General features: G+C 59.2%; 24 protein-coding genes and 1 pseudogene. 10 read left to right on the top strand and 15 right to left on the bottom strand.

Features of this window, described 5'->3' with window-relative positions:
• The first annotated feature begins 10 nt into the window (after positions 1-10).
• Positions 11-708, top strand: a protein-coding gene (locus LRS40_RS10140) for an IS1-like element IS1A family transposase (protein WP_103215986.1) whose coding sequence is annotated in 2 segments (ribosomal slippage) — positions 11-260 and positions 260-708 — 699 coding nt in all. Because the reading frame shifts where the segments join, the coding sequence is not laid out codon by codon here.
• Positions 709-716: 8 nt separating this feature from the next.
• On the opposite strand, the pseudogene LRS40_RS10135 reads toward LRS40_RS10140, so the two are convergent.
• The 4 genes and pseudogenes from LRS40_RS10135 to bcsO all read right to left on the bottom strand — a co-directional run.
• A pseudogene (locus LRS40_RS10135) lies at positions 717-845 on the bottom strand (hypothetical protein); the annotation flags it as partial.
• A 20-nt stretch (positions 846-865) separates the two neighbouring features.
• A complete protein-coding gene (gene bcsQ / locus LRS40_RS10130) occupies positions 866-1672 on the bottom strand; it encodes a cellulose biosynthesis protein BcsQ (RefSeq protein ID WP_142487169.1) in 807 nt (268 codons plus the stop codon).
• A complete protein-coding gene (locus tag LRS40_RS10125) occupies positions 1663-2100 on the bottom strand; it encodes a cellulose biosynthesis protein BcsO (protein ID WP_255673646.1) in 438 nt (145 codons plus the stop codon). Before LRS40_RS10125 ends, bcsQ begins: the two co-directional genes overlap by 10 nt.
• Positions 2049-2285, bottom strand: coding sequence for a cellulose biosynthesis protein BcsO (bcsO, locus tag LRS40_RS24675; RefSeq protein WP_255673645.1), 237 nt, complete (start codon positions 2283-2285; stop codon positions 2049-2051). The genes LRS40_RS10125 and bcsO overlap by 52 nt, the downstream gene beginning before the upstream one ends.
• Before the next feature lie 529 nt (positions 2286-2814).
• On the opposite strand from bcsO, the gene LRS40_RS10120 reads away from it, so the two are divergent.
• A complete protein-coding gene (locus LRS40_RS10120) occupies positions 2815-3984 on the top strand; it encodes a DNA repair protein (protein ID WP_142487171.1) in 1170 nt (389 codons plus the stop codon).
• On the opposite strand, the gene LRS40_RS10115 is transcribed toward LRS40_RS10120, so the two are convergent.
• On the bottom strand, positions 3985-4749 hold the full coding sequence (locus LRS40_RS10115; RefSeq protein WP_304608191.1) for a siderophore-interacting protein: 765 nt from the start codon (positions 4747-4749) through the stop codon (positions 3985-3987).
• Between the two features lie 237 nt (positions 4750-4986).
• On the opposite strand from LRS40_RS10115, the gene LRS40_RS10110 reads away from it, so the two are divergent.
• Positions 4987-5532: a PadR family transcriptional regulator gene (locus LRS40_RS10110; protein ID WP_231313629.1), complete on the top strand. Its 546-nt coding sequence runs from the start codon at positions 4987-4989 to the stop codon at positions 5530-5532.
• Here the strand turns inward: LRS40_RS10110 and LRS40_RS10105 are convergent.
• On the bottom strand, positions 5529-7088 hold the full coding sequence (locus LRS40_RS10105; protein WP_231313627.1) for a methyl-accepting chemotaxis protein: 1560 nt from the start codon (positions 7086-7088) through the stop codon (positions 5529-5531). The two genes, LRS40_RS10110 and LRS40_RS10105, sit on opposite strands and share 4 nt — an antisense overlap.
• Positions 7089-7423: 335 nt before the next feature.
• The gene (locus LRS40_RS10100) at positions 7424-8944 is read right to left on the bottom strand and encodes a PAS domain-containing methyl-accepting chemotaxis protein (protein WP_156264684.1); all 1521 of its coding nucleotides are present in this window, start codon (positions 8942-8944) and stop codon (positions 7424-7426) included.
• Between the two features lie 430 nt (positions 8945-9374).
• On the opposite strand from LRS40_RS10100, the gene ygjG reads away from it, so the two are divergent.
• Entirely contained in the window at positions 9375-10754 is a 1380-nt protein-coding gene (ygjG, locus tag LRS40_RS10095) for a putrescine aminotransferase (RefSeq protein WP_185902392.1), read from the top strand.
• 147 nt (positions 10755-10901) lie between these two features.
• Here the strand turns inward: ygjG and LRS40_RS10090 are convergent, their stop codons facing one another.
• Positions 10902-11483, bottom strand: coding sequence for a helix-turn-helix domain-containing protein (locus tag LRS40_RS10090; RefSeq protein ID WP_370649961.1), 582 nt, complete (start codon positions 11481-11483; stop codon positions 10902-10904).
• Between the two features lie 63 nt (positions 11484-11546).
• On the opposite strand from LRS40_RS10090, the gene LRS40_RS10085 reads away from it, so the two are divergent.
• The gene (locus LRS40_RS10085; RefSeq protein ID WP_231313625.1) at positions 11547-12236 is read left to right on the top strand and encodes a B3/4 domain-containing protein; all 690 of its coding nucleotides are present in this window, start codon (positions 11547-11549) and stop codon (positions 12234-12236) included.
• Between the two features lie 92 nt (positions 12237-12328).
• Here the strand turns inward: LRS40_RS10085 and lsrG are convergent, their stop codons facing one another.
• The 6 genes from lsrG to lsrA are packed head-to-tail and all read right to left on the bottom strand — an operon-like array spanning position 12329 to position 18014.
• Positions 12329-12622 carry a (4S)-4-hydroxy-5-phosphonooxypentane-2,3-dione isomerase gene (lsrG, locus tag LRS40_RS10080; protein ID WP_231313624.1) on the bottom strand — a complete coding sequence of 98 codons (294 nt, stop codon included), beginning with the start codon at positions 12620-12622 and terminating at the stop codon, positions 12329-12331.
• Complete coding sequence (lsrF, locus tag LRS40_RS10075; protein ID WP_231313623.1) at positions 12619-13506, bottom strand: 3-hydroxy-5-phosphonooxypentane-2,4-dione thiolase; 888 nt, start codon at positions 13504-13506, stop codon at positions 12619-12621. The genes lsrG and lsrF overlap by 4 nt, the downstream gene beginning before the upstream one ends.
• An 11-nt stretch (positions 13507-13517) precedes the next feature.
• Positions 13518-14519: an autoinducer 2 ABC transporter substrate-binding protein LsrB gene (lsrB, locus tag LRS40_RS10070; protein WP_231313881.1), complete on the bottom strand. Its 1002-nt coding sequence runs from the start codon at positions 14517-14519 to the stop codon at positions 13518-13520.
• Positions 14519-15499: an autoinducer 2 ABC transporter permease LsrD gene (gene lsrD, locus LRS40_RS10065; RefSeq protein WP_156264688.1), complete on the bottom strand. Its 981-nt coding sequence runs from the start codon at positions 15497-15499 to the stop codon at positions 14519-14521. Before lsrD ends, lsrB begins: the two co-directional genes overlap by 1 nt.
• Complete coding sequence (gene lsrC, locus LRS40_RS10060) at positions 15496-16530, bottom strand: autoinducer 2 ABC transporter permease LsrC (RefSeq protein ID WP_231313622.1); 1035 nt, start codon at positions 16528-16530, stop codon at positions 15496-15498. The genes lsrD and lsrC overlap by 4 nt, the downstream gene beginning before the upstream one ends.
• Positions 16527-18014: an autoinducer 2 ABC transporter ATP-binding protein LsrA gene (lsrA, locus tag LRS40_RS10055; RefSeq protein ID WP_142487187.1), complete on the bottom strand. Its 1488-nt coding sequence runs from the start codon at positions 18012-18014 to the stop codon at positions 16527-16529. Before lsrA ends, lsrC begins: the two co-directional genes overlap by 4 nt.
• Before the next feature lie 214 nt (positions 18015-18228).
• On the opposite strand from lsrA, the gene lsrR reads away from it, so the two are divergent.
• The 3 genes from lsrR (at position 18229) to LRS40_RS10040 (ending at position 23014) form a co-directional block, all read left to right on the top strand.
• Positions 18229-19200: a transcriptional regulator LsrR gene (gene lsrR, locus LRS40_RS10050; protein WP_142487188.1), complete on the top strand. Its 972-nt coding sequence runs from the start codon at positions 18229-18231 to the stop codon at positions 19198-19200.
• Positions 19201-19232: 32 nt separating this feature from the next.
• A complete protein-coding gene (gene lsrK / locus LRS40_RS10045; protein WP_231313621.1) occupies positions 19233-20810 on the top strand; it encodes an autoinducer-2 kinase in 1578 nt (525 codons plus the stop codon).
• A gap of 182 nt (positions 20811-20992) precedes the next feature.
• Entirely contained in the window at positions 20993-23014 is a 2022-nt protein-coding gene (locus tag LRS40_RS10040; protein ID WP_231313620.1) for an NADPH-dependent 2,4-dienoyl-CoA reductase, read from the top strand.
• An 88-nt stretch (positions 23015-23102) separates the two neighbouring features.
• Here the strand turns inward: LRS40_RS10040 and rlmG are convergent, their stop codons facing one another.
• Complete coding sequence (rlmG, locus tag LRS40_RS10035; protein WP_156264692.1) at positions 23103-24239, bottom strand: 23S rRNA (guanine(1835)-N(2))-methyltransferase RlmG; 1137 nt, start codon at positions 24237-24239, stop codon at positions 23103-23105.
• Between the two features lie 85 nt (positions 24240-24324).
• On the opposite strand from rlmG, the gene LRS40_RS10030 reads away from it, so the two are divergent.
• The gene (locus tag LRS40_RS10030; RefSeq protein ID WP_231313619.1) at positions 24325-24828 is read left to right on the top strand and encodes a YgjP-like metallopeptidase domain-containing protein; all 504 of its coding nucleotides are present in this window, start codon (positions 24325-24327) and stop codon (positions 24826-24828) included.
• 70 nt (positions 24829-24898) lie between these two features.
• Positions 24899-25897, top strand: a complete 999-nt coding sequence (locus LRS40_RS10025) for a Gfo/Idh/MocA family protein (RefSeq protein ID WP_142487193.1) — start codon at positions 24899-24901, stop codon at positions 25895-25897.
• Positions 25898-26163 lie beyond the last annotated feature (266 nt).

Raw genomic sequence — 26163 nt, 5'->3', positions numbered from 1 at the left:
AGGTGCTCCAGTGGCTTCTGTTTCTATCAGCTGTCCCTCCTGTTCAGCTACTGACGGGGTGGTGCGTAACGGCAAAAGCACTGCCGGACATCAGCGCTATCTCTGCTCTCACTGCCGTAAAACATGGCAACTGCAGTTCACTTACACCGCTTCTCAACCCGGTACGCACCAGAAAATCATTGATATGGCCATGAATGGCGTTGGATGCCGGGCAACCGCCCGCATTATGGGCGTTGGCCTCAACACGATTTTACGTCACTTAAAAAACTCAGGCCGCAGTCGGTAACCTCGCGCATACAGCCGGGCAGTGACGTCATCGTCTGCGCGGAAATGGACGAACAGTGGGGATACGTCGGGGCTAAATCGCGCCAGCGCTGGCTGTTTTACGCGTATGACAGGCTCCGGAAGACGGTTGTTGCGCACGTATTCGGTGAACGCACTATGGCGACGCTGGGGCGTCTTATGAGCCTGCTGTCACCCTTTGACGTGGTGATATGGATGACGGATGGCTGGCCGCTGTATGAATCCCGCCTGAAGGGAAAGCTGCACGTAATCAGCAAGCGATATACGCAGCGAATTGAGCGGCATAACCTGAATCTGAGGCAGCACCTGGCACGGCTGGGACGGAAGTCGCTGTCGTTCTCAAAATCGGTGGAGCTGCATGACAAAGTCATCGGGCATTATCTGAACATAAAACACTATCAATAAGTTGGAGTCATTACCAGTACCCCGATAGTGATTAGACCGAAGATATACTGCTTCTGGCTATCCATTGGGGTGATAATAATTAATACGGCGATGGGTGCTAAGACCAATAGCAGTAGATAAAACAGCGCCTTTTTCATAGGACGTCCTGAAATTGTCGTCAGAAACTGGAGGTTCTCAGGCTGGCGTGCACGGCGCCGTCACCGACCTGGATACCCAAAATACCCGCGATACGCTTACTCACCAGCTCGATATCAAACGCAGCCGCCGAGGTGGCGCTGAAATCCAGTATCGATTGCTGTGAGGCATTAGCCTCAGGCACGCTTTCATCCCGGTTGATCACACCAAGCAGGCGGTCACCGAGGCGTTGCTGTAAGAAGGCGGTGACGTCACGGCTGATATGGCGCCGGTTGTCACTCTGGTTAACCAGGAAATAGTATCCGGCCTTGTTCTCTGGCGGTTCGCCGCCGGTCAGCCGGTGATTTTCGATGTGGGGCAGCAGAGACAGTGATGCGGTGTCGGCCAGCAGGGTCACCAGATGCAGATCGGCCAGCGGAGAGATCGCCTTCAGCGCCGGGTTCGGCCCCGGAGGGAAATCGGCCAGGATGATCAGCCCCGGGTAGTTCAGCAGGGAGCTTAAGCCTCGCGCCAGGAAGTTGCTGTCGCTGGTCAGATTATGCTCAAAGATCAGGCGCTGTTCTTCCGTCACTTCGCCATAGGGCAGGACGAACATATTGCTGCCCGCCGTCAGCACCGACTGGCTCCAGTCTGCCGACTCATTGGCACGCGCAACGTAGCCGCGCCCGTCAGACAAGGGCACGCCAAAATGCAGACGCAGCGCGTTCTGTACATCGAAGTCAATGGCCAGAACTTTATTGCCGGAACGTGCCAGAGCATAAGCGAGGTTGGCCGTGACCGTGGTTTTCCCTACTCCGCCTTTTGGCGAGCAAATACACACTAACGGCATGAAGCGATTTTCTCCAGGAGCGGTTGTAACGGAAGATCTTTCACCGGATGGCTGGCACGCCCGGACGTTTTGGTCGCGAACAGTTGCTCAAAGCGCACCGGCTCCGCCGGTTTCGGCGTGTTCACTGCCGCAGCAGGTACGGGTACAGATGCAGGTACCGGCGCCAGCGCGGGTGCTGAATGGAATGCGGATGGCGCCGCCGCAACAGGCGTCTCTTTCACGGCCGCCTGGGGGGCCGCCTCAGGGCGCAGCTGATCGAACAAAGAGGGTGACGCCGGATGAAGCTGCGTCTGCGCCTCTTTATCTGCGCTGCCGCTGGTTATGCTCTGCAGGATAGACGGGGCTGAACCGGCAGGCTCCGCCACGGGCGTCTTCGTCAGGCTGGCAAAAGCAGCATCCAGTTCGCCGGGCTTAACGGCCTGCGGCACGGGCACCGCAACGCAACGCTGCCAGCCTTAGCCAGCACTGCGTCACTGTCCACACCCGCCAGCTGGTTGATAATCGCCCAGCCGCTGCTTGAGGCCTGTTTGTTTTGCGCTGACAGGTCCTTAAAGTGGATGTCACCGGTGCGCGTTTTATCCTTAAAACGCTGCAAATCATCATAATTTTTCATGGTATTACTCTTGATTCACAAGTCAGTATTTTTGTTTCCTGCATGACTTTGCCAGGGACAACAGTTTTATGAGATTACGAACATGTAAAGGGAGTGAAGGGTTAACAACTATCATCGCCCGCCATCGCTGGCGCTAATATTTGTTTACCTAATATTCTAATGCATATTACGTAGAGCTAATACTATCTACAAGCTTATCGATAGATCACACATTTTCTCCACTTTTCCCCATTAACAACCTACAACCTAAACATAAAATGTTGTTTTATGTTACGTAATTGAAACATTTGACCAGAAAAATAGTGTAATTGCGGTTAAATACCGGAGAGTAACTATAAGCAGGATTTATGAAAAAACGCGAAAAGTCGTAGTACTGGAGGTGGGAGCCGCATAACCCTCATACCATTACCTGGCGCAAAATTAACGCATTCCCCCGTCGCGCCATTCATCAGACATGTGTATTATTCCCTGTTGTTTTCCTGACAACTATCCTTAACTCAAATACTTAAGCGCCAAAGCGAAAAGCATCATGAGCACACCGATCAAACGGCTGGAAATCATTAAAAATGCCATTGAACTGGAAGATGACGACATCATCGAGAGTCAGCTGGCACGGTTGAAAAGCGAAGCCTTTGACGAGGAGCTGCGGGCGATCGTCGTGGCGCTTGAGCAGAAAAACTACACCGGGGCGATGGCGGCCATTACCCACTGGCTGCAAAGCCAGCGTGCCGTGACAACGTGGCGCGATCCGCAGCTGGCCGCCAGCAAGCTGGAGCTGAAAGCGCTGGAAGAACGCCTGCGCGATCTGATCGACAGGCGTAACGCCCGCGTTCAGCAGCTGGATGAATTTAACGATATCTACCTCACCCGTCTCGGCCCGCTGATGAGCCAGATCCTCGCCCTGCGCAAAACCCTGGCGGAGCTTAATCTGCGCCGCCAGCAGGCGGAGGCGCGCCGCCGGGAGGCGGATTATCGCCGCTGCCAGCAGTACGTTGCTCAGGCGGTGGAGGTGCTGACCACGCTGACCCGACACTGGCGCGATCTGCCCGCCGACTCGGTGCAGGCCGCCGCGGCGCGTAAGCATCTGCAACAGCAAAGCAACCTCATCGCCAACCTGCTGGCCGAAGCCCAGGAGCTGGAAACAGGCTTAACCCGCGAAGAGGAGCCCGCCCGTCAGGCGCGGGACGAAGCCAATGACGAGTATGAAAAATACCGCGAGCAGCAGCATGAAGCGGAGATCCGCCTGCGCAAGGGCAAGGATCTGTCGGAAGAGGATCAGAATGAGCTAAAACGGCTCTGGCGCCAGGCGAGCAAGCTCTGTCACCCGGATCTGGTGGCGGACGAGCTGAAGGAAGAGGCGAACGCCATGATGGTGCAGCTGAACCAGGCGAAGCAGCGTGGCGATGTAAAAGCGATCCGCTCCCTGGTAGCCCGTCTGCATCAGGGGCTGGAGCCGCTGATGGCCAGCGACAGACTGAACGACCTGACGCGTATCCGCAAAAAGATGGCCCAGGTCCGGGAGCAGATCGACACCTTGTTGAGCGAGCTGGCGGAGCTGGAAAAAGAGGAGTCCTGGCTGCTGGTCTCCTCGCTGAGCAATATGGAAGCTTACTTTGCCCAGCAGGAGAAGGCCCTGCACGAGGTGCGCGCCTCGCTCGAACATCAGGTCAGCGAAGCGCAGCTCGACGACGTGGCCTGATTATTTGGCGTGCCAGTATGCGCTGGCACGCACCAGCTTCTGATCGATGGCGTCGGTTTCAAACAGGCGGCTCAGGTTTTTCACCACCTTCCCTTCCCCGGTCAGCCAGATAAAGTAATCTTCTGCCGGCACGCTGAGCGTCGCCAGACGATCCGCAACCGCCTGCTCGTTATGCCCCACCACCCAGCTGATGTTGAACTCGCTTAAGTGGGCCAGATAGTCCTGACAGGCGGCATCGGCAACGGTCACCACGGCGTGAACCTCCGGGCGCACCGGCAGCGCGCGCAGCGCCTCCAGACGGCGGCGCAGCGCGGGCATGCCCGACTCATCGCAGACGTACAGCTGCCAGGCGTAATCTTCCGGCACCACCAGCGAACCGCGCGGGCCGCCGATGGAGAGAGTGTCTCCCGGCTTCGCCTCTACTGCCCAGTTGCTTGCCACCCCACCGTCGTGGATGAAGAAATCGAGCGCCAGCTCGTGACGGGCCGCGTCATACAGCGGGGTGTAATCCCGCGCCTGCGGACGCACGCTATCACCCCAGTCCACGCCCTCGTCCGTTACCACCGGCGGCACAAAGGTCGTGCCCTTTTCCGGGAAAAAGACTTTGGAATGGTCGTCGAAGCCGCGGGAGCTGTAGCCCTCCAGCGCCTCGCCGCCTAACACGATGCGCTGAAAACCGGCGCTGACGCGCTCAACGCGGAGCACGTTCAGCTCGCGAAAGCGCAGGTCGTTACGGACACGTTGGGGGTAGCGGGATGTGGTCATAATTTGCCTTCGTGAAAGTGAAACAGATATATCGAAAATGAAAGTTAAATGATAATGATTGCTAATTAAACAGATTGCAAGAATTTTTTTGATATAGTCTGCGATCGCGTGCATTGATTCAAAAAGCAAAAATTAACCAGTTTAATTTCAATCACTTAAATTAATATCACTTGCTGGCATTGCTACTTTTCACATTTTAGATATAAATTAGATATATCAAAAATACGGAGAAAGACGATGCGACACTCTCACGGCAGCGACAACCACGAGCACCACCGCCGCGGACGGGGCGGCGAACACCATCACGGCGGCGGCCGCCGTCAGCGTTTCTTTGGGCACGGCGAATTACGCCTGGTGATCCTCGATATCCTGACCCGCAACGCCAGCCACGGCTACGAGCTGATCAAGGCGATTGAGACCCTGACTCAGGGCAACTACACGCCCAGCCCGGGCGTGATCTATCCGACGCTCGATTTTCTGCAGGATCAGCAGTTCATCACCCTCACCGAGGAGGAGACCGGGCGTAAAAAGATTGAAATTACCCTTGCCGGACAGCAGTGGCTGGAGGAAAACCTGGAGCATCTGGAGCACATTCAGGAGCGCGTCAAAGCACGCTGCGTGGGATTCCAGCTGCGTAAAAACCCGCAGATGAAGCGGGCGCTGGATAACTTCAAGGCGGTGCTGGATCTGAAGGTGAATCAGGAAGAGACCAGCGACGCGCAGATCAAACAGATTATCGGCGTGATAGACCGCGCGGCGCTGGAGATCTCCCAGCTGGATTAAGCGGTGACTTCTGCGCGAACGCGGAACACTTTCACCAGATCTTTCAGGTTTATCGCCTGCTCGTTAAGGGATGAGGCCGCCGCGACAGACTCCTCCACCAGGGCGGAGTTCTGTTGGGTGGTGGAGTCAATCAGGCCAATCGCGCTGTTGATCTGCGAGATGCCTTCCGTCTGCTCATGGCTTGCCTGGCGGATCTCGCGCAGGATGCCATCCATCTCTTCGACGTTACCCACCATGCCGTTAATCAGCCCGCTGGCTTTTTCCACCAGCGCCATCCCGTCCTGGGTCTGGCTGGTTGAGCTCTCAATCAGCTGGCGAATTTCACTGGCCGAGGTGGCGCTCTTCTGGGCAAGCTGGCGAACTTCACCGGCCACCACCGCAAAGCCGCGGCCGTGTTCACCCGCGCGCGCCGCCTCTACCGCCGCGTTCAGCGCCAGAATATTGGTCTGGAAGGCGATAGAGTCGATCAGGTTGATGATGTCGGACATCCGGTTGGAGGTCTCGTTAATCAGGCGCATTTTGCTGGTGACCTGCTTCATCATCTCGCCGTTGCTTTTCACCACCCGAGCCGCATCCGCGGAGAGATGAGTGGCTTCACCGGTATGTGATGCGGTGTTTTTCACCGTCGCGGTGATCTGCTCCATCGACGCTGCCGTCTGTTCCACGGAGCTGGCCTGCTCTTCCGTCCGCGCGGCCAGATCCTGGTTGCCCGCCACAATCTGCGCCGCCGCGGTGGAGATATTTTCCGAGCCGAACTGTACCTGCTGCACAATCTCCAGCAGACGGTTTTTCATCTCCATCAGCGCAGAGAGCAGCTGGCCGGTTTCGTCCTTACCGTGCGACGCGATGTTCCCGGTGAGATCGCCATCGGCAATAGACTGGGCAAAATTGACCGCCTCGCCCAGCGGGCGGGTAATCGAGCGCACGATAAACCATCCCATCAGGCTGCCCACCGCCACGCTGAACAGAGTGATAAGGATCAGCAGCAGGCGGTTGGTTCTGAAGTCGCCGTCTACCTCCACGCCTGCGCGCTGCATATGGGTGTTCTGTATGGCAATCAGCTCCTGCACTTTCGCCTTATAGGCCTGCTGCAGGCTGAGGGTATTGGTCATCATCTCCTGAATCGCACCCGCCCGATCGTTGCTCTGCACCGCCTGCAGGATACGGTAGCGGGAGTCGAGATACTGCTGGCGTACCCCGCGGATATCGCTCAGCACCTGCTGAGAGGCTTTATCCTGCAGGGCACTGTTCAGGTCGCCGAGGATCCCGGTGATACGTTCGCTGATCGCCTTCAACTGCTGTTCTGACTGGGCCCTGTACGTGCCTCGATCGTCCAGCAGCATGAGCTGTTGGGTGCTAATAAATTCCTGGAAGTTGTCGATTAACTGGTTCGCTTTTACCGTGGTGGGATAATCGCTGGTGATAATGGATTGCATCCCGTTATTTGCCCGATTAAGGCTCAACAGGGATAAACTTGCACTTATCCCCATCAGGACAATAAAGAACCCAAACGCCAGAAATAATTTCGTGCCGATTTTTACGTCATGTAAGAACATATTTACTCCATCGATGTGATTATTTCTCAGACGATCAGCGTTATCGGTAACTTCATCGCTAACTTTATGACTTTGATCGCTTTTTTCTTCCATAATTCCGACAAAAGATAGGCGTGAGCTATTAATTTAGCCGCATCGATCGTTACGTAACCACGGAAACGGGGATTTTTGACAGAGCATCGGGGAAAACTGACTTAGGCAGGAATAATTAACTGAGACGTTTTTTTAGTTATTTAATATTACATTAACAGTAACCGATAAAAATAATCACAACTCACAAATAACAAAGCCGTTAACTCCGTCAGGAGCAAACGGCTTTCTGGAACGTTACTGACTCAATGGAGCACGGTGACGGCATCTTCCAGACGTTTCGCGCGGTGCTTCACCATTGCGGAAACCTGCGCGCTCGTTTCCACCAGCGCGGCGTTTTTCTGGGTAATGGAATCCAGTTCGGCTACCGCGCGGGTCAGCTCCGACAGCCCGGAGGCCTGCTCCGAGGTCGACTGGCTGATCTCCGCGATCAGCCGGGTGACGTTCTGCACCTTCTCCACGATATCGTCCATCGTGCGTCCGGCGGCATGCACCTGCTCGGAACCCGACATTACTTTGCTGGCGCTGGCGTCGATCAGCTTGCGGATATCGTTGGCGGCACTGGCGCTGCGGCTGGCCAGATGGCGCACTTCCCCGGCCACCACCGCAAAGCCTTTCCCCTGCTCGCCCGCCCGGGCCGCTTCTACTGCCGCGTTCAGCGCCAGGATGTTGGTCTGGAAGGCAATGTCGTTAATCAGCTTGGTGATCGAGCCGATACGCTGGGTGCTGTCGGCAATCTCGTCCATGGTGTTGACCACAGTTTGCATCGCGTGCCCGCCTTCGGTGGCGGCGTCGCTGGCGGCGATGGAGAGCTTATCGGCATCCACCGCGGTTCGGGTGTTGTTCTGCACCGTCATCGCCAGCTGGTTCATCGTCTCCACGGTCTGTTTCACGTTTGACACCGTCTGGTGGGTGCGATCGTTGAGGTCATCATTCCCCTTCGCCAGCTGGTCGCTGCCGTCACGCACGTTCACTACCTGGCTGGAGACGTCATTGATTAGCCAGCGGCACATCAGGCCGAGTTGCCCCACCGCACGCAGGGTCAGCCCCAGCTCGTCGCTGCGGTTAAGATGCTCCACGCTATTGCGCTCGCCGGTTGCCACCTTCAGCGCCTGACGCGCCACGTTCTCGACCGGACGCACAATCTGCTGCTCAAACAGCATTGTTCCCAGCAGCATCACCAGCGCGCTGACCCCCATTGCCGCCCAGCTCGCACCGGTGGCGAACAGGGCTCCCGCCAGCACCAGCCACATCAGGGTCATTACGCTGCGCACCCGCCAGCGCAGCGGCATCGCCGGCAACTTGCCGATCCAGCCTTTCGCCACCACCAGCCCCTTATGCACCCGCTTATTACAGCGCCCTTCATTCAGTGCCTTATATAAAGGTTCGACGGCGGCAATCTCTTCCGGGGTCGCTTTCACGCGGATGGACATATACCCGGTGGTCTGGCCGTTGCGCACCATCGGCACGGCGTTAGCGCGCACCCAGTAGTGATCGCCATTTTTACGCAGGTTCTTCACGATACCGCTCCAGGGTTCCCCCTGTTGCAGGGTGTACCACATGTCGGCAAAGGCGGCTTTTGGCATGTCAGGATGGCGAACGAGGTTGTGCGGCTGACCCACCAGTTCGCCCAGCGAGTACCCGCTTACCTGGACGAAGGTGTCATTGGCCTGGGTAATGTAGCTATGCAGATCGGTGGTGGACATCAGGGTGGTGTCATCATTCAGCGGGTATTCACACTGTGTGACAAATCTTTGAGGCGACATAGGCATCCCTTGCAGGTTACTTGAATGTTATTTTTGTAGCGTAAAGATTTTTCGGCGTTAACGGTTTTATCTTTAGTTGTTAAACATGCCTGAGATCGCAAAACGCGACTAAACCGCATTTTTTGTGTGTTTTTCTAATGTATTGATATTAAATGATTTCGCCCTGAAACTACCCCCAAAGGGGGATCGCCCGATCCGCCTGTCCGAGACCCGACCGCACTAAAACAGGGCGAATGCACTGCAAACGCGCATTCTGACACCGGAAAATGCCGAAGCGCTGCCGTCGAAATTCCGTTTCGCATGATTAAATATTGTGTAACATTATTTTAACCTGGCGTTTATCCCGATTTTTGCCCCCTCACCGGAAGTGGCGCAAAGCCTGCAATACTTAATCCAGTATCATGTGATACGCCATTCCCGGGAGCACATCTTGAACAGGTTACCCTCCAGCGCGTCGGCCCTGGCCTGTACCGCGCACGCATTGAATCTCATTGAGAAGCGAACGCTTGATCATGAGGAGATGAAACAACTTAACCGCGAGGTGATTGATTACTTCAAAGAGCATGTAAATCCCGGGTTTTTGGAATACAGAAAATCTGTAACAGCAGGCGGGGATTACGGAGCCGTAGAGTGGCAGGCGGGGAGTCTGAATACGCTTGTCGACACCCAGGGACAGGAGTTTATAGATTGCCTGGGTGGATTTGGTATTTTCAACGTGGGGCACCGTAATCCAGTAGTGGTTTCCGCCGTACAAAATCAGCTTGCAAAACAACCCCTTCATAGCCAGGAACTGCTGGATCCCCTGCGGGCGATGCTGGCAAAAACGCTGGCGGCACTGACGCCAGGGAAACTGAAATACAGCTTCTTCTGTAACAGCGGCACGGAATCGGTCGAAGCGGCGATCAAACTCGCCAAGGCGTACCAGTCGCCGCGCGGGAAATTCACCTTTATTGCCACCAGCGGCGCTTTCCACGGCAAGTCGTTAGGTGCGCTCTCTGCCACGGCGAAATCCGCCTTCCGTAAGCCGTTTATGCCGCTGCTGCCGGGCTTCCGCCACGTGCCGTTCGGCGACATTAACGCCATGCGCTCCGCGCTGTCCGAATGCCGTAAAACCGGCGACGACGTGGCCGCGGTGATCCTCGAGCCTATCCAGGGTGAAGGCGGGGTGATCCTGCCGCCAGTGGGCTATCTGCCGGCGGTGCGTCAGCTGTGCGATGAGTTTGGCGCGCTGCTGATCCTCGACGAAGTGCAGACCGGGATGGGGCGTACCGGCAAGATGTTTGCCTGCGAGCACGAGAACGTGCAGCCGGACATTCTGTGCCTGGCCAAAGCGCTGGGCGGCGGCGTGATGCCGATTGGGGCTACGGTCGCCACCGAAGAGGTGTTCTCGGTGCTGTTCGACAATCCTTTCCTGCATACCACCACCTTTGGCGGTAATCCGCTGGCCTGTGCCGCGGCGCTGGCGACCATCAACGTGCTGCTGGAGCAGAACCTGCCCGCCCAGGCGGAGCAGAAAGGCGACATGCTGCTGGATGGCTTCCGCCAGCTGGGACGTGAATACCCGGACCTGGTGCAGGACGCGCGCGGCAAAGGGATGCTGATGGCGATTGAGTTTGTCGATAACGAAACCGGCTACAGCTTCGCGAGTGAGATGTTCCGCCAGCGGGTGCTGGTGGCGGGAACGCTCAACAACTCGAAAACCATTCGCATTGAACCGCCGCTGACGCTGACCGTTGAGCAGTGTGAGCAGGTGCTGAAAGCGGCCCGTAAGGCGCTGGCGGCGCTGCGGGTGAGCGTGGCTGAAGCGTAAAAAGCGCCGGGCGGCGCGATGCTTGCCCGGCCTATGAGACTGTGCTTGTTGTTGCCCGGTGGCGCTTCGCTTACCGGGCCTACAACGGCCACAACGACGTTGGGTTTTGTAGGCCGGGCAAGCGTAGCGCCCCCGGCATCTCACATGTTAACGGTGAAACTCCGCCACCGTCATGGTGAACCGCAGCACGCTCTTCCCTTCATTCGCATAGCTGTGCGCCGCTTCGGTTTTCGCTACCGCCGATGCGCCAGCGTTCACCTGCGTGGTGCTCTGTTCAATCTTCAGCGTTAATACCCCCGCCTCGACATGAAGCAGTTCAAAGGTGCCTGCCGGATGACCGGGCGAGCTAAAATTCTCCCCGGGCTGCATCTCCCAGCGCCAGAGTTCAATCATATCCGGGCCAGCGGTGCCTGCCAGCAATCGGGCGCTGCCGCCCTTCTCGCCCTGCCAGAGCACCGGGATCGCCGCTTCCTCAATAATGTGCACCTGCGGCTCGCTGGCGACGTTAACGATATCGGCCACCGACACGCCCAGCGCCGCCGCCAGTTTGCAGAGGATCGCAATGCTGGGGTTGGCGGCCCCTTTTTCGATCTCTACCAGCATCCCCTTGCTGACGCCGGCGCGGCGCGACAGCTCATCCAGCGACAGCCTTTTCTCTTTCCGCCAGTTGCGGATACGGTTCGCGACCGCCAGGCTTACCTGGGCCACATCTGCGCCCTGCGCAGTCATTATATTGACTTTATCGGTCACTAGTCATTACCATGGTATAAAACAGTCGATACAGGATTATTTATGTCCCTCCTCACGCCGTCAATAGATCCGCGTCTTGCCGGGATCGCGCCGGGGTTCCGCGCGCTGAGCATCGTGGTCGAAGCCGCGCCCATTACTGCTCCCGGCGTAGCCTCTGCCGCGTTAGATCAGGCCTGCCAGCAAATGTTAAACGATGACTTTCCCTGGGCGCAGGCCCATCTCGCCGCCTGGGATGAGGTGTTTACAGCCTTTGGCGCCAAACCGAAACGCACTCCCTGCTCCGCCAGCGCCCTGCGCAAGCGGGTGCTGAAAGAGGGCACGCTGCCGCCGCTCGATCCTGTGGTGGATATCTACAATGCGATCAGCATCCGCTATGCCATTCCGGTAGGCGGTGAAAACCTTGCCGCCTACTCCGGGGCACCGCGCCTGACGCTGGCCGACGGCAGTGAGCCTTTTGACACCGTTAAAGAGGGTCAGCCGGGCGTGGAGCATCCCGATGCGGGCGAAGTTATCTGGCGCGACGACGTGGGAGTGACCTGCCGACGCTGGAACTGGCGGCAAGGATTCCGCACCCGGCTCGACAGCCAGGCGCAGACCATGTGGTTTATTCTCGAAAGCCTGCCCGCCATGCCGTTAGCGGCGCTGGAAGCGGCCGGGGATGAGCTGGTCAGCAACCTGCAGCGGCTGATGCCGGGGGCCACGGCGCGGGTCCAGCCGCTGGCGCTGGCCTGAAAAACGCCGGGCGGCGCTGCGCTGGCCCGGCCTACAAAACCACCCGCACCATCCCGTAGGCCCGGTAAGGCGCAGCCGCCACCGGGCGTTTTTTACGCTGGCATCAACCCGACAAAACAGCGTTTTTTACGCGGCTCCGACATCAGGTCTTCAAGCTTCTCCACGCACGCCAGATAGTGCGGGGTCTGCTTATGCGCCAGCACCGCCTCCTCATCCTTGTAAGCCTCGTAGATAAAGAACCGGGTTTTCACCCGCGGATCCTGCAGCACGTCGAACCGCAGGTTGCCCGGCTCCTGGATCGCCCCTTCATGGTTGGCGCGAAACACCGCCAGAAACTCCTCCACCCGGTCCGGCTTAATGTTAATTTCCACTAAAGTCACGTTCATTGTCCTTCTCCTTGTTTTTCCTCCTGCCAGAACTGGTACGCCTCGCGGGCGCTCATCTTCTCGTGCACCACCTTCTTCACCGCCTTCAGCATCGCCAGCGGCGCGCTGGACTGGAAGATATTGCGACCCATATCGACACCCGACGCGCCCTGGTCGATGGCGCGGAAGCACATCTCCAGCGCCTCGTGCTCCGGCAGCTTTTTGCCCCCGGCGATAACAATGGGCACCGGGCAGCTGGCGGTCACTTTCTCGAACCCTTCTTCCACATAATAGGTTTTAACAAACTGCGCCCCCATCTCGGCGGCAATACGGCTGGCGAGCGAGAAGTAGCGCGCGTCCCGGGCCATCTCCTTACCGACCCCGGTCACCGCCAGAGTCGGCATACCGTAGCGATTGCCCGCATCCACCAGCTTGATGATGTTGTTGATCGACTGGTGCTCATACTCACTGCCGATATAGACCTGCGCCGCCACCGCGCAGACGTTCAGCCGCAGGGCATCCTCCATCGCCACCGCCACGCACTCGTTGGAAAGTTCCCCCAGCATCGAGTTACCCCCGGAGGCGCGCAGCACCACCGGTTTGTTGGTGGCGGGCGGCACCTGGCTCCTGAGAATGCCGCGGGTACACATCAGCACGTCGGTTTCGGCGAACAGCGGCGCAATGGAGAGATCGATACGCTCGAGCCCGGTGGTCGGCCCCTGAAAGTAGCCATGATCGAAGGCCAGCATCACCGTACGATTGCTGGCCGGGTTAAAGATACGCGCCAGCCGCGACTGCATCCCCCAGTCCAGCGCCCCGCAGCCCTTCAGGGTGAAGGGCACGTTCTGCTGCGGCCGGTCGATGCCAAAGTTCTTACCCTCTTTGATGTCGTCTAAATCAGCCATGTTCCCCCCTGTCAGAAGTCGTAGTTGTTGATGTTCTCTTTGGTGAACACCACCCGCTCCGGCAGCAGCACGATGCCATTGCCTTTCGCTTCATACTGATAGCCCTGGACGCTGTTCGGCTCGACCTTCAGGGCGCCGATATCTTTTACTTCCACGCTGTCGCCCACGTTAAGATCGCCTTTTTTCAGCAAACGATCGGCGACATTGACCGCAATTTTGCCCTGTTGCACCACATCCCACAGGCCGAAGGCTTTCACCGTACCGCGCTCAACGTACGGACGCATCACGTTTGGCGTGCTGAAACCGACAATCGCCACCCCTTCCCGCTTCAGGTTTTCCGCTGCCTGGGCCGCCGCTGGCAGGGCGTTGGCGTCCGGGGCGATGATCGCATCCAGATCCGGGTACGCTTTTAAGATCCCCTCGGCGGTCTGCAGGGATTTGGTGGCATCGTTATAGCCAAACTGGGTGGTGACGATCTGCCACTGGGGATGATCTTTGGCGATTTTGGCTTTCGCCGCGTTTACCCACTGGTTCTGATCGGTAACGGTAGGGCTGGAGTAGAAGAACGCCACTTTGGCGGCCGGTTTGGTGACCTGCTTCGAGGCCATGTCCACCAGCAGACCACCGAGCTGTTCCGGAGTGCCCTGGTTGATGTAGATGCTGCGACATTCCGGCTTGGTGTCGGAATCCCAGGTCAGCACTTTCACCCCGCGCTGCATGGCGCGTTTCAGCGCCGGGCAAAGCCCATCCGGTGACACCGCCGAGACGATAATGGCGTTGTAGCCCTGGTTAACGAAGTTATTGATCAGCTGCACCTGCCCGGAGACGCTCGGCTCGGTCGGGCCATCATAGGTGACCTCCGTCCCCAGTTCTTTACCCGCCTCTTTTGCGCCGTTACCGCCGCTGGTAAAGAAGCCGACCCCCACCAGTTTCGGGATAAACGCGATGCGATCCGCCGCCTGCGCCGTCGCCACGCTTAACGCCACGGCCAGCACCATCAGTTTTATTTTCATCATACGCTCCGGGTATTTTTTGTGAGAAGAGACCGCACCCAATCACGGTGCAGACTCAGCGAACGCCCCATCACCACCACAACCAGCAGCGCCCCTGACAGCGCGCTCGACACCTGGTTGGGGATGCCGACCATCTGTAACCCCTGCTGCAGATACCCCACCAGCAATGCCGCCAGCGCCGTACCCAGTACCGAACCTGAACCCCCATAAATATTCGCCCCGCCAAGCACCGCCGCGGTGAGCGCAGGCATCAGCAGGTCACGCCCCAGATCGGAGCGCGCCGAGCCGAAATAGGAGACCATCACCAGGGCGGCGATCGCCGAGGCCACGCCCACCAGGCCATAGAGCGCATAGGGCATACCGTTCACCGACAGCGCCGCATACCGCGCCGCACGCGGGTTTTGCCCAATCAGAAACAGGTGGCGGCCAAAACGCCCGCGGTGGACGATCAGCCAGAAGAAGAAGGTGATGAACGCGAAGAGCACCAGCGGGATCGGCAGCCCTATAACCGTCAGGTTGGCAAAGGCGGTGAAGCTCTCCGGGAAGCCGCCAATGCCTTCGTAGCCGGTGGCCCCGGCCATGCCGGAAAGCAGCAGCGCCCCGCCGCCGTAGAGGTAGAGCGTGCCGAGGGTGATCACTAAAGGGCTGATCCCGGTGTAGTGGATCAGCGCCGCGTTGAACAGGCCGCACAGCAGCCCGAGCAGCAGGGTGAGCGGGATCGCCGCCGCCATCGGCACGCCGGACTGCATCATCACCCCCAGCGCGATGGCGCACAGGCCGATGGTGGAGCCGAGCGAAATGTCGATCCCGCCGCTGATGATCACTAACGTCAGCGGCAGCGCCACAATCCCGATACAGATAAAATCGCTGGTGCTGAACAGCAGCATGTTGATGTCGAGCATCCGCGGGTTGAGGGTGCCAAACAGCAGGATCTCCAGCACCAGTAACAGCAGCAGCGCCCACTCCCAGTTAAGCTTCATTTACGCCACCTCTTTGTTGCGTTTGCGAAACGGGGGACGTGCTTCCCCCCTTTGTTGCCCGGCTGGAAGCGGCCGTACTTCAGCGCCCGCTGATGACGCACCAGCGCCTGGCGCAGCCGCCCGTCGAGCACCAGCACCCCCAGCAGCACCAGGCCAGCGATAAAGTCGTTCCACCAGGCCGGGAGGCGGAACAGCACCAGCACGGTATCGATCTGGGTCAGGAAGAAGGCCCCCAGCAGCGCGCCGATTAAGGTCCCGGTGCCGCCGAGCAGGGAGATACCCCCCAGCACGCAGGCGGCAATGGCTTTCATCTCCAGCCCGCTGCCGGTCTGGTTCGGTACGAAGCCGATCTGTGCGGCAAAGACGATCCCGGCGCAGGCCGCCAGCACGCCGTTGAGGGTGAAGGCCGCCATCCGGGTGCGGTTGACCGCCACGCCAAGCTGGCGGGCGGCGGCAAGGTTATCCCCGACGGCGTAAAAATCGCGGCCAAAGGCGGTGCGCGACAGCGTCCATGCCCCGAGAGCGGCAATCACCAGCACCACGATACCCAGCGGAGAGATCCCGAGCGCCACCGGCTCGGACAGGGATTTCAGGCTCACCGGCAGGCCCTCAATCCATTTCCCACCGGTCCAGAGCAGCATCGCCCCGCGCCACAGCCCCAGCGTGCCGAGAGTGGCGACAATCGCCGGAATGCGCAGCCCCACCACCAGCAGGCCGTTGAAGGCGCCCGCCAGCGCCCCGATGGCCAGCGCAAACAGGATCGCCACCGGCAGGCCGTAACCGTTGTTCAGCGCCACTCCCACGGCGATGGCGCACAGCCCGACTATCGAGCCGACCGAGACGTCAATGTTGCGGGTCAGCATCACCAGCCCGGCACCGAGCGCCAGCAGGATCAGGATCTGTGAACTGGCAAAGATCATCCCCAGGGTCTGCAAACTGAGATAGGCCGGGTTGAGCGCCACCAGCACCACAAACAGGGCCAGGATCGCCAGCAGCGCAGTAAGTTCTCGGTTTTTCAGCAGTGTTTTCATGCCTGCCCTCCGAAGGCCAGAGCCATCATCCGATCCAGACTGACGGCGTGACGCGGCAGTTCTCCGCTGAGCACGCCCTGATGCATCACCAGCACGCGGTCCGCGAGGCCCGGAAACTCATCCATGTCGCTGGAGATCATCAGCACCGCCACGTTTTGCGCCGCCACGCTTTTGATGAGCTGATAGATATCGGCGCGGGCCGAGACGTCGACCCCGCGGGTCGGCTCATCGACGATCAGCAGCAGCGGATTGGCCTCCAGGCAGCGCGCCAGCAGTACCTTCTGCTGATTACCCCCCGACAGGGTGCGCACGGTCTGATCGGCACTATTGAGTTTGATCCCCAGCGCCCGGTGATAGCGCTCCACCACCGCCGACTCGCGCTTGCGCTGCTGCCAGAGGGAAGGCTCGTTAAGGGCAACGGTGTTCCAGCGTACCGGCGCATCGAGAAACAGGCCGGACGCCTGCCTGTCCTCCGGGAGATAGACGAGCCCTTTCTCCAGCCGGGTGCTGACCGGATCGTTGTCGATCTGCTGGTTTTCGAGCCAGATCCTGCCGCCACGCGGCGGGCGAAGGCCGTAGAGCGTCTCGGCAAACTCGGTGCGCCCGGATCCCACTAATCCGGCCAGCCCGACGATCTCCCCGGCGTAGATCTCAAGACTCAGATCGATAAATCCTTCCCCGGTGAGGCTCTCTACCCGCAGCACCGGAAAATCCTGGGCCTGGGTGCGGCGATTGCCCGGCAGGGCAAGCCACAGCTTTTGCGTGTCGCTCAGGCCCTGGTCGCGGCTGACCGGGGTCATGGCGGCAATCAGCGCATTGTCATCGAACTGCGCGGTTTCGCCGCTCAGGACGATCGCCCCGTCGCGCATCACCGAGACGTGGCTGGCGAGCTGGCGGATTTCGGGCAGCTTGTGGGAGATAAAGACGATGCCAACCCCCGTCGCCTGTAAGGCGCGGATCTGGCGGAACAGGCGTTCGGTTTCGCCGGGCGTCAGCGAGGCGGTGGGTTCATCGAGGATCAGGATCTTCGCCTCGCGCATCAGCCCGCGCAGGATCTCCACCATCTGCTGATCCGCCACCTCCAGGGTGCTGGCGGCGGCCTCTAAATTGAGCTGGCACTGAAGCTGCTCGAGCTTATCGGCAAGACGCCGGGCGGTGGCCTGCCCGCGCGGCAGACGGAAGAGGATGTTTTCCCGCACGCTGAGATTCGGAAACAGCATCGGCTCCTGCGGCACCAGATAGATGCCGAGCTGGTGCGCCTGGCCTGGCTTCAGGCGAGCAAAAGGCTGACCGGCGATAGAAAGTTCACCGCGGTCGGCAGTTTCGACCCCGGCGACAATCTTCATCAGGGTGGATTTCCCGGCGCCGTTGCCGCCCATCAGGGCGTGTACCTGGCCCGCAAGCAGAGTGAAATCAATGTTTTTCAATACAGGAACGCCGGAAAACTGCTTCTGGATCCCGCGCGCCTCGATAAGTGCTGTCATTATCGCTCCGCTATTGAACAAATGATTTTTCAAATTAATAATGTTCAAAAGCGTAGACGGTGAACTATATTTACAACCGTGCAGGGATCACAGTTTTATGGATATGATCCCAATAATGCAGAAACATTCCGGAATATCCGTTTTGCCGTGTGGCTCACACATTCATCCTGCGGCAGGGCGAACATATGATCTAAATTTTGATAAGAGTTCAAATATGGCTGAGAAACGCGTTGCCGAAGAGGGACGATTTGCCGGACTGGCGCTGACGGAAGAGGAACTGGTGGCGCGCGTGGCGTGGTGCTACTACCACGACGGCCTGACGCAGAACGATATCGGCGAGCGGCTGGGATTACCGCGGCTCAAGATTTCGCGGCTGCTGGAAAAGGGTCGACAGTCCGGGGTGATCCGCGTGCAGATCAACTCCCGCTACGAAGGCTGTCTGGCGCTGGAGACCGAACTTCAGCAGCGCTTCGGCCTGCGGCTTACCCGCGTGCTGCCGGCCCTCAACACCCCGCCAATGAGCGTGCGCTTAGGGATTGGCGCCGCGCAGTCGCTCATGGGCGTGCTGGAGCCCGGCCAGCTGCTGGCGGTGGGATTTGGTGAAACGACCATGAGCTGCATTCAGCACTTAAGCGGCTTTATCAGCTCCCAGCAGGTGCGGCTGGTGACCCTCTCCGGCGGCGTCGGGCCCTACATGACCGGCATCGGCCAGCTGGATGCCGCCTGTAGTATCAGCATGATCCCCGCCCCGCTGCGGGTGTCCTCGGCGGAAGTGGCCGGGATCTTAAAGCGGGAAACCAGCGTGCGGGACGTGATCCTCGCCGCCACCGCTGCCGATGTGGCGGTGGTGGGGATTGGTTCAGTGAACCAGCGCCGGGACGCCACCATACTGCGCTCCGGCTATATCAGCGAGGGCGAGCAGCTGATGTTTGCCCGTAAAGGAGCGGTGGGCGACATTCTGGGCTATTTCCTTAACGCCAACGGCGAGCGGGTAGAAGAGCTGGAGATCCACCGGGAATTACTTGGCGTCACCCTCGATGAACTGGCGCAGCTGCCGGTCATCGTCGGGGTCGCCGGAGGAGAAGAGAAAGCCGATGCGATTTATGCCGCACTGAACGGTCGCCGTATCAATGGCCTGGTGACGGAAGAGACGACAGCCCGCGCGGTGCTGGCTCTGGCCGGATAAGAGTCGCCCTGCGCCTGACACGAGGCAAGCTCATGAGTTACCTTTTAGCGTTAGATGCAGGGACAGGCAGCGTTCGCGCCGTTATTTTCGATTTGCAGGGCAATCAGATTGCCGTCGGCCAGGCGGAGTGGAAACACCTGAGCGTGGAGAACGTCCCCGGCTCGATGGAGTTCGACCTCGACACCAACTGGCGGCTGGCCTGCCAGTGTATCCACCAGGCGCTTGAGCGGGCGCACCTGAGCGCGGCGGATATTCAGTCCGTCGCCTGCTGCTCGATGCGGGAAGGGATCGTCCTCTACGACCGCAACGGCGACGCCATCTGGGCCTGTGCCAACGTCGATGCCCGCGCCAGCCGCGAAGTGGCCGAGCTGAAAGAGATCCACGACTTCCGCTTTGAATCCGAAGTGTATGACGTCTCCGGCCAGACCCTGGCCCTGAGCGCCATGCCGCGCCTGCTGTGGCTGGCGCACCATCGCCCGGACATCTACCGCAAAGCGGCCACCATCACCATGATCAGCGACTGGCTGGCGGCGAAGCTCTCCGGCGAACTGGCCGTCGACCCTTCTAACGCGGGCACCACCGGCATGTTGGATCTGTTCTCCCGCGACTGGCGACCGGCGCTGCTGGATATGGCCGGGCTGCGTGCCGACATTCTTTCTCCCGTTAAAGAGACCGGCACCCTGCTGGGCGCGATCAACAAAGAGGCTGCGCAGCAGAGCGGCCTGCGGGAAGGCACGCCGGTGGTGATGGGCGGCGGCGATGTGCAGCTGGGCTGTCTGGGGCTGGGGGTGGTGCGCGCCGGGCAGACCGCGGTGTTGGGCGGTACCTTCTGGCAGCAGGTGGTCAATCTGCCGCAGGTGCGAACCGATCCGCAGATGAACATCCGCGTGAACCCGCACGTGATCCCCGGCATGGCCCAGGCGGAGTCGATCAGCTTCTTCACCGGGCTGACCATGCGCTGGTTCCGCGACGCCTTCTGCGCCGAAGAGAAGCTGATTGCCGAGCGGATGGGGATGGACACTTACGCTCTGATGGAGGAGATGGCCAGCCGGGTGCCGGCGGGCTCCCACGGGGTGATGCCGATCTTCTCCGACGCCATGCATTTTAAGCAGTGGTATCACGCTGCGCCGTCTTTTATTAACCTCTCCATCGACCCGGAAAAATGCAACAAAGCCACCCTGTTCCGCGCCCTGGAGGAGAATGCGGCCATTGTCTCCGCCTGCAATCTGGCGCAGATATCGCAGTTCTCCGGCGTAAATTTTGACGGCCTGGTGTTTGCCGGCGGCGGCGCGAAAGGGGCGCTGTGGAGCCAGATCTTAAGCGACGTTACCGGCCTGCCGGTGCGGGTGCCGGAGGTGAAAGAGGCGACCGCGCTGGGATGCGCCATTGCTGCCGGCACCGGGGCCGGGCTGTATGCCGATATGGCCTCCACGGGCGAGAAGCTGGTGAAGTGGAGCCGGGAGTTTACGCCGAACCCGGCGCACCGGGATCTGTACGACGGCATGATGCAGAAATGGCAGGCGGTGTACGCCGACCAGCTGGGGCTGGTGGACAGCGGGCTGACCACGTCGATGTGGCAGGCACCGGGGCTGGTGCGCGCAGCACGCTAAACGCCGGGCGGCGCTACGCTTGCCCGGCCTACGGTTTGGTTGCCCCGGTCAGCGCAGCGCCACCGGGGGCTTTCTTTGAATCCCATCACAATCATTTAATCCCGCTTTTACCTTTCCCCCGCCGCTGGCTAAATTAGTAACTCATCCGACCACATAACAATAATTTTACAATGGAAGCGTTTATGAGCCACTACCCGTCGCTGTTCGCCCCCCTTGATCTGGGGTTCACCACGCTCAAAAACCGTGTGTTGATGGGCTCGATGCATACCGGTCTGGAAGAGCGGCCGGACGGTGCGGAGCGGCTGGCGGCCTTCTATGCCGAACGTGCCCGTCACGGGGTGGCGCTGATCGTCACCGGCGGCGTGGCCCCTGCGCTTTCTGGCGTCACGATGGAGGGCGGCGCGGTGCTGAACGATGTGGCACAGCTGCCGCACCACCGAATCGTTACCGATGCCGTCCACCAGGAGGGCGGCAAAATCGCCCTGCAAATTCTGCATACCGGACGCTACAGCTATCAGCCGAACCTGGTAGCCCCGTCGGCGATCCAGGCCCCAATCAACCGCTTCAAGCCGCATGCCCTCAGCCATGATGAAATTCTGACCCTGATTGATGACTTCGCCCGCTGCGCCGCCCTGGCCCGCGAGGCGGGTTACGACGGCGTGGAGGTGATGGGCTCCGAAGGCTATCTGATCAACGAATTCCTCGCCGCGCGTACCAACCAGCGCGATGACGAATGGGGCGGGGACTATGCCCGGCGGATGCGCTTTGCGATCGAAGTGGTACGCGCGGTGCGGGAACGCGCCGGGAGCGACTTTATTATTATCTTCCGCCTGTCGATGCTCGACCTGGTGGAGGGCGGCGGCACCTTTGAGGAAACCGTCCAGCTGGCGCAGGCCATTGAAGCCGCAGGCGCAACCATCATCAACACCGGGATCGGCTGGCATGAGGCGCGGATCCCGACCATCGCCACTCCGGTGCCGCGCGCGGCGTTCAGCTGGGTGACGCGCAGGCTGAAAGGCAAAGTGTCGATCCCGCTGGTGACCACCAACCGCATTAACGATCCCCGGGTGGCGGAGGATGTGATCTCCAGAGGCGATGCCGATATGGTGTCGATGGCGCGGCCTTTCCTCGCCGATGCGGAGATCCTCTCCAAAGCGCAGAGCGGCCGTGCGGATGAGATCAACACCTGTATCGGCTGCAACCAGGCCTGTCTGGATCAGATCTTCGTCGGCAAAGTCACCTCCTGCCTGGTCAACCCGCGTGCCTGCCACGAAACCCGAATGCCGGTGGTGCCGGCACTAAATAAGAAACGGCTGGCGGTCGTGGGTGCAGGTCCGGCGGGGCTGGCGTTTGCGGTGAATGCCGCGGCGCGCGGGCACAGCGTGACGCTGTTTGATGCCGCTGCTGAAATCGGCGGGCAGTTTAATATCGCCAAACAGATCCCCGGCAAAGAGGAGTTTTACGAGACCCTGCGCTATTACGCGCGGATGATCGACCTCACCGGGATCGATCTGCGGCTTAACCAGTGGGTTAGCGCGCAGGATCTGATCGACTTTGACGAAACGATCCTCGCCAGCGGGATCGCCCCGCGCACCCCCGCGATCGAGGGCATCGATCATCCGAAGGTGCTGAGCTATCTCGACGTGCTGCGCGATAAAAAACCGGTGGGCGATCGGGTGGCGATTATCGGCTGCGGCGGGATCGGCTTTGATACCGCCATGTACCTGAGCCAGGCGGGCGAGCCCACCAGCCAGAATATTGCGGAATTCTGCGAGGAGTGGGGTATCGATACCAGCCTGAATCAGGTGGGCGGCCTGCGTCCGGAGGGGCCGCAGCAGCCGAAAAGCGCGCGTCAGATCGTGATGCTCCAGCGTAAGGCCAGCAAACCGGGCGAAGGACTGGGGAAAACCACCGGCTGGATCCATCGCACCACCCTGCTCTCGCGCGGTGTGAAGATGATCCCGGGGGTCAGTTATCAGAAGATCGACGACGAAGGACTTCACGTACTGATCGGCGGTGAACCGCAGCTCTTGCGCGTCGATCATGTGATTTTGTGTGCCGGTCAGGAGCCGAAGCGCGATCTGGCGGATCCGCTGCGCGAAGCAGGTAAAACGGTGCATCTGATTGGTGGGTGTGACGTGGCGATGGAGCTGGATGCAAGACGGGCGATTGCCCAGGGGACGAAATTAGCGCTGGAGATCTAACGGCATTGCCGGGCGGCGCTTCGCTTGCCCGGCCTACATTGTGTGCGGTCTGATGCCGGGCGGCGCTGCGCCGCCCGGCATAACAATCTTAACGACGGCGACCGAGCTTAACCGCCTTCAACACCACGAACTTGTTGTTGGTGGCTACGGTGGTGCAGTTGCCGAAAATCTTCTTCAGCTTGTGGAAGTAATCCAGATGGCGGTTAGCCACGATATAGAGCTCACCGTTAATTTTCAGGCAGCGACGCGCGTGGTGGAACATCTCCCAGGCGACGTTATCCGTCAGGGCATGCTTCTGGTGGAATGGCGGGTTACACAGCACCGCGTTAAAGCGGAACGGCTCCACGCCCGACAGCGCGTTGTTGATCATAAACTCGCAGCGATCCAGCGCTTCCGGCATGTTGGTTTCCACATTCAGACGGCTGGAGGCCACCGCCATCGGCGACTCGTCGCTGAAGACCACGCTGGCCTCCGGATTCTTCGCCAGCAGCGTCAGGCCAATCACGCCGTTACCGCAGCCGAGGTCAACGATCTCCCCCTCCAGGTTCTCCGGCAGATGTTCAATAAAGAAGCGCGCGCCGATATCCAGCCCGGTACGTGAAAAGACGTTGGCGTGGTTGTGGATAGTCCAGTCGGTGCCTTCCAGCTTCCAGCTCAGGGTTTCTGGCGCGTCGGCAAGTTGCGGAGCACTGAAAGTGCAGTTGATCAGGCGGGCTTTTTTCCACGCCAGCGTGGTGGTGGTTGGACCCAGCACTTTCTCGAACAGCTCAATGGTCGAGGTGTGGATATCACGCGCTTTTGCGCCCGCAATAATGCGCGTCTCTGGCGTCACAACCTTACGCAGGGCACGCAGCTGCTGCTCCAGCAAAGCCATGGTTTTCGGGATCTTAATCAGCACCACGCCCGGCGCCTGCGGATACTCTGCGGTGCTGTCGAGGAACTTCACGCTGCCTTCATCGAGCTCGTTGTGGCGCAGGTTCTCGCGCGTCGCCAGCTCGCTCAGATAGGAATCACCGATGCTGTACGGTGTATGTTCGACCAGCGCACAACCCAATGCGCCGAAAGCATCATTCAGGATCAGAACCGGGCCGCTAATTTCTGTCTCATCCAACTGTTGCAGCAGATATTCATCCGCCGCTTCCCACGCCTGAAGCGGGTTAACGTCGTCCGTTTCCGGGAAACGTTTTAAGTCGAGTGAACGGAAACCGTTGTCTAAGTGGCTCATCGGCCCTCCTGAATGGTAAAATTTCGGCGTTATCCCTGAAAAGGGTGCGTGAGTATACCCGTTTTCAAATTATTTTGGGGCTTTGATGAACCAACTGACTTATCTCCAGGGCTACCCGGAGCATTTACTTTCTCAGGTTCGCAGCCTGATTGCCGAGCAGAAGCTGGGCGCGGTGCTGGAAAAACGCTACCCGGGGACCCACGATTTCGCCACCGATAAAGCCCTCTGGCAGTATACGCAGGATCTGAAAAGCCGGTACCTGAAGAGCGCCCCGCCGATCAATAAGGTGATGTACGACAACAAGATCCACGTGCTGAAGAACGCCCTGGGTCTGCACACCGCCATCTCCCGCGTGCAGGGCGGCAAGCTGAAAGCCAAAGCCGAGATCCGCGTGGCGACCGTGTTCCGCAACGCACCGGAAGCCTTTTTGCGCATGATTGTGGTGCATGAGCTGGCGCACCTGAAAGAGAAAGAGCACGACAAAGCGTTCTACTCCCTGTGCTGCCATATGGAACCGCAGTATCACCAGCTGGAGTTTGATACCCGTTTGTGGCTTACGCATTTATCGTTAAATAGTAATGCGGATTAGCGCACTCGTTTTGTCATTCTGACGTGCTACAGTGGCTAAAGGTTCCCAGCTACGGAGTTCGTGAACGTTTATGATACGTTTCGCAGTCATTGGGACGAACTGGATCACTCGCCAGTTCGTCGATGCCGCCCATGAGACCGGCAAATATAAGCTCACCGCAGTCTATTCCCGCAGCCTTGAACAGGCTCAGGCCTTTGCTAACGACTATCTCGTCGAGCATCTGTTTACCTCTCTGGAGGCGATGGCGCAAAGCGATGCCATTGACGCGGTCTATATTGCCAGCCCGAATTCACTGCATTTCCCGCAGACGACGCTGTTCCTCAGCCACAAAAAACATGTGATTTGCGAGAAGCCGCTGGCCTCCAATATAGAGGAAGTGGAAGCCGCCATTGCGCTTGCGCGGGAAAACCAAGTGGTGCTGTTCGAAGCGTTTAAAACCGCCAGCCTGCCGAATTTCCTGCTGCTACAGCAGTCCCTGTCGAAAGTGGGCCGCGTACGCAAAGCCTTTATTAACTATTGCCAGTACTCGTCGCGCTATCAGCGCTATCTCGACGGCGAAAACCCGAACACCTTTAATCCGGCGTTTTCCAACGGCTCGATTATGGACATCGGCTTCTACTGCCTGGCCTCGGCGGTGGCGCTGTGGGGCGAGCCGCACCGGGTGCAGGCAACCGCCAGCCTGCTGGAGAGCGGTGTTGATGCCCACGGTCTGGTGGTGCTGGACTACGGTGATTTCAGCGTCACGCTGCAGCACTCCAAGGTGAGCGACTCGGTGCTGCCGAGCGAAATTCAGGGCGAAAACGGCTCGCTGGTGGTTGAGAAGATCTCCGAGTGCCAGAAGCTGAGCTACGTGCCGCGCGGCGGCAAGGCGCAGGAGCTGACGCAGCCTCAACATATCAACACTATGCTGTATGAGGCAGAGGTGTTTGCGCGTCTGGTCGAAACCCAGGAAGTGAACCATCCGGGCCTTGCGGTGAGCCGTACCACGGCGAAGCTACAGACCGAGATCCGTCGTCAGACGGGGGTGGTGTTCCCGGCGGATGGCCTGAATGCAGAAGTTACCGCGTAAAGCTGTGTAATGAATTCGCGCAGGCCATTGACGAAATCAATGGCCTGACATATTTTGTTACCTGCAAAGGGGAGTAACTTCCTGGCCGGTGGATCGTCATTACGATGCGTTTAATCCCGCATCCGGTCGCCGGGCAACGAAAAAGGAATGCGATTAACGTATTCCTTTCTTGTTGTAAGTGAGACCTTGCCGGAAGGCGAGGTCTATGCATAAAAAACGCAACGGCTATCGTCTTCTGACCATAGCCGTTTTTGTTTTTTAGAGCC

The organism is Leclercia sp. G3L, from assembly GCF_021117075.1.
Lineage (GTDB): Bacteria > Pseudomonadota > Gammaproteobacteria > Enterobacterales > Enterobacteriaceae > Enterobacter > Enterobacter adecarboxylatus_C.
The sequence above is the reverse complement of the archived record's forward strand: the minus strand, read 5'-3'. Positions and strand labels throughout refer to the sequence as shown.

Coding starts and splice junctions, on each gene's coding strand:
- LRS40_RS10085 (WP_231313625.1), top strand. CDS start 11,547: ATGTCCCTCCTCACGCCGTCAATAGATCCGCGTCTTGCCGGGATCGCG.
- bcsQ (WP_142487169.1), bottom strand. CDS start 1,672: ATGCCGTTAGTGTGTATTTGCTCGCCAAAAGGCGGAGTAGGGAAAACC.
- LRS40_RS10090 (WP_370649961.1), bottom strand. CDS start 11,483: ATGACTGCGCAGGGCGCAGATGTGGCCCAGGTAAGCCTGGCGGTCGCG.
- rlmG (WP_156264692.1), bottom strand. CDS start 24,239: ATGAGCCACTTAGACAACGGTTTCCGTTCACTCGACTTAAAACGTTTC.
- LRS40_RS10100 (WP_156264684.1), bottom strand. CDS start 8,944: ATGTCGCCTCAAAGATTTGTCACACAGTGTGAATACCCGCTGAATGAT.
- lsrD (WP_156264688.1), bottom strand. CDS start 15,499: ATGAAGCTTAACTGGGAGTGGGCGCTGCTGCTGTTACTGGTGCTGGAG.
- LRS40_RS10025 (WP_142487193.1), top strand. CDS start 24,899: ATGATACGTTTCGCAGTCATTGGGACGAACTGGATCACTCGCCAGTTC.
- lsrG (WP_231313624.1), bottom strand. CDS start 12,622: ATGAACGTGACTTTAGTGGAAATTAACATTAAGCCGGACCGGGTGGAG.
- LRS40_RS10030 (WP_231313619.1), top strand. CDS start 24,325: ATGAACCAACTGACTTATCTCCAGGGCTACCCGGAGCATTTACTTTCT.
- LRS40_RS10040 (WP_231313620.1), top strand. CDS start 20,993: ATGAGCCACTACCCGTCGCTGTTCGCCCCCCTTGATCTGGGGTTCACC.
- LRS40_RS10110 (WP_231313629.1), top strand. CDS start 4,987: ATGCGACACTCTCACGGCAGCGACAACCACGAGCACCACCGCCGCGGA.
- lsrK (WP_231313621.1), top strand. CDS start 19,233: ATGAGTTACCTTTTAGCGTTAGATGCAGGGACAGGCAGCGTTCGCGCC.
- bcsO (WP_255673645.1), bottom strand. CDS start 2,285: ATGAAAAATTATGATGATTTGCAGCGTTTTAAGGATAAAACGCGCACC.
- lsrR (WP_142487188.1), top strand. CDS start 18,229: ATGGCTGAGAAACGCGTTGCCGAAGAGGGACGATTTGCCGGACTGGCG.
- lsrF (WP_231313623.1), bottom strand. CDS start 13,506: ATGGCTGATTTAGACGACATCAAAGAGGGTAAGAACTTTGGCATCGAC.
- lsrA (WP_142487187.1), bottom strand. CDS start 18,014: ATGACAGCACTTATCGAGGCGCGCGGGATCCAGAAGCAGTTTTCCGGC.
- LRS40_RS10115 (WP_304608191.1), bottom strand. CDS start 4,749: ATGACCACATCCCGCTACCCCCAACGTGTCCGTAACGACCTGCGCTTT.
- LRS40_RS10120 (WP_142487171.1), top strand. CDS start 2,815: ATGAGCACACCGATCAAACGGCTGGAAATCATTAAAAATGCCATTGAA.
- lsrC (WP_231313622.1), bottom strand. CDS start 16,530: ATGAAAACACTGCTGAAAAACCGAGAACTTACTGCGCTGCTGGCGATC.
- lsrB (WP_231313881.1), bottom strand. CDS start 14,519: ATGAAAATAAAACTGATGGTGCTGGCCGTGGCGTTAAGCGTGGCGACG.
- LRS40_RS10105 (WP_231313627.1), bottom strand. CDS start 7,088: ATGTTCTTACATGACGTAAAAATCGGCACGAAATTATTTCTGGCGTTT.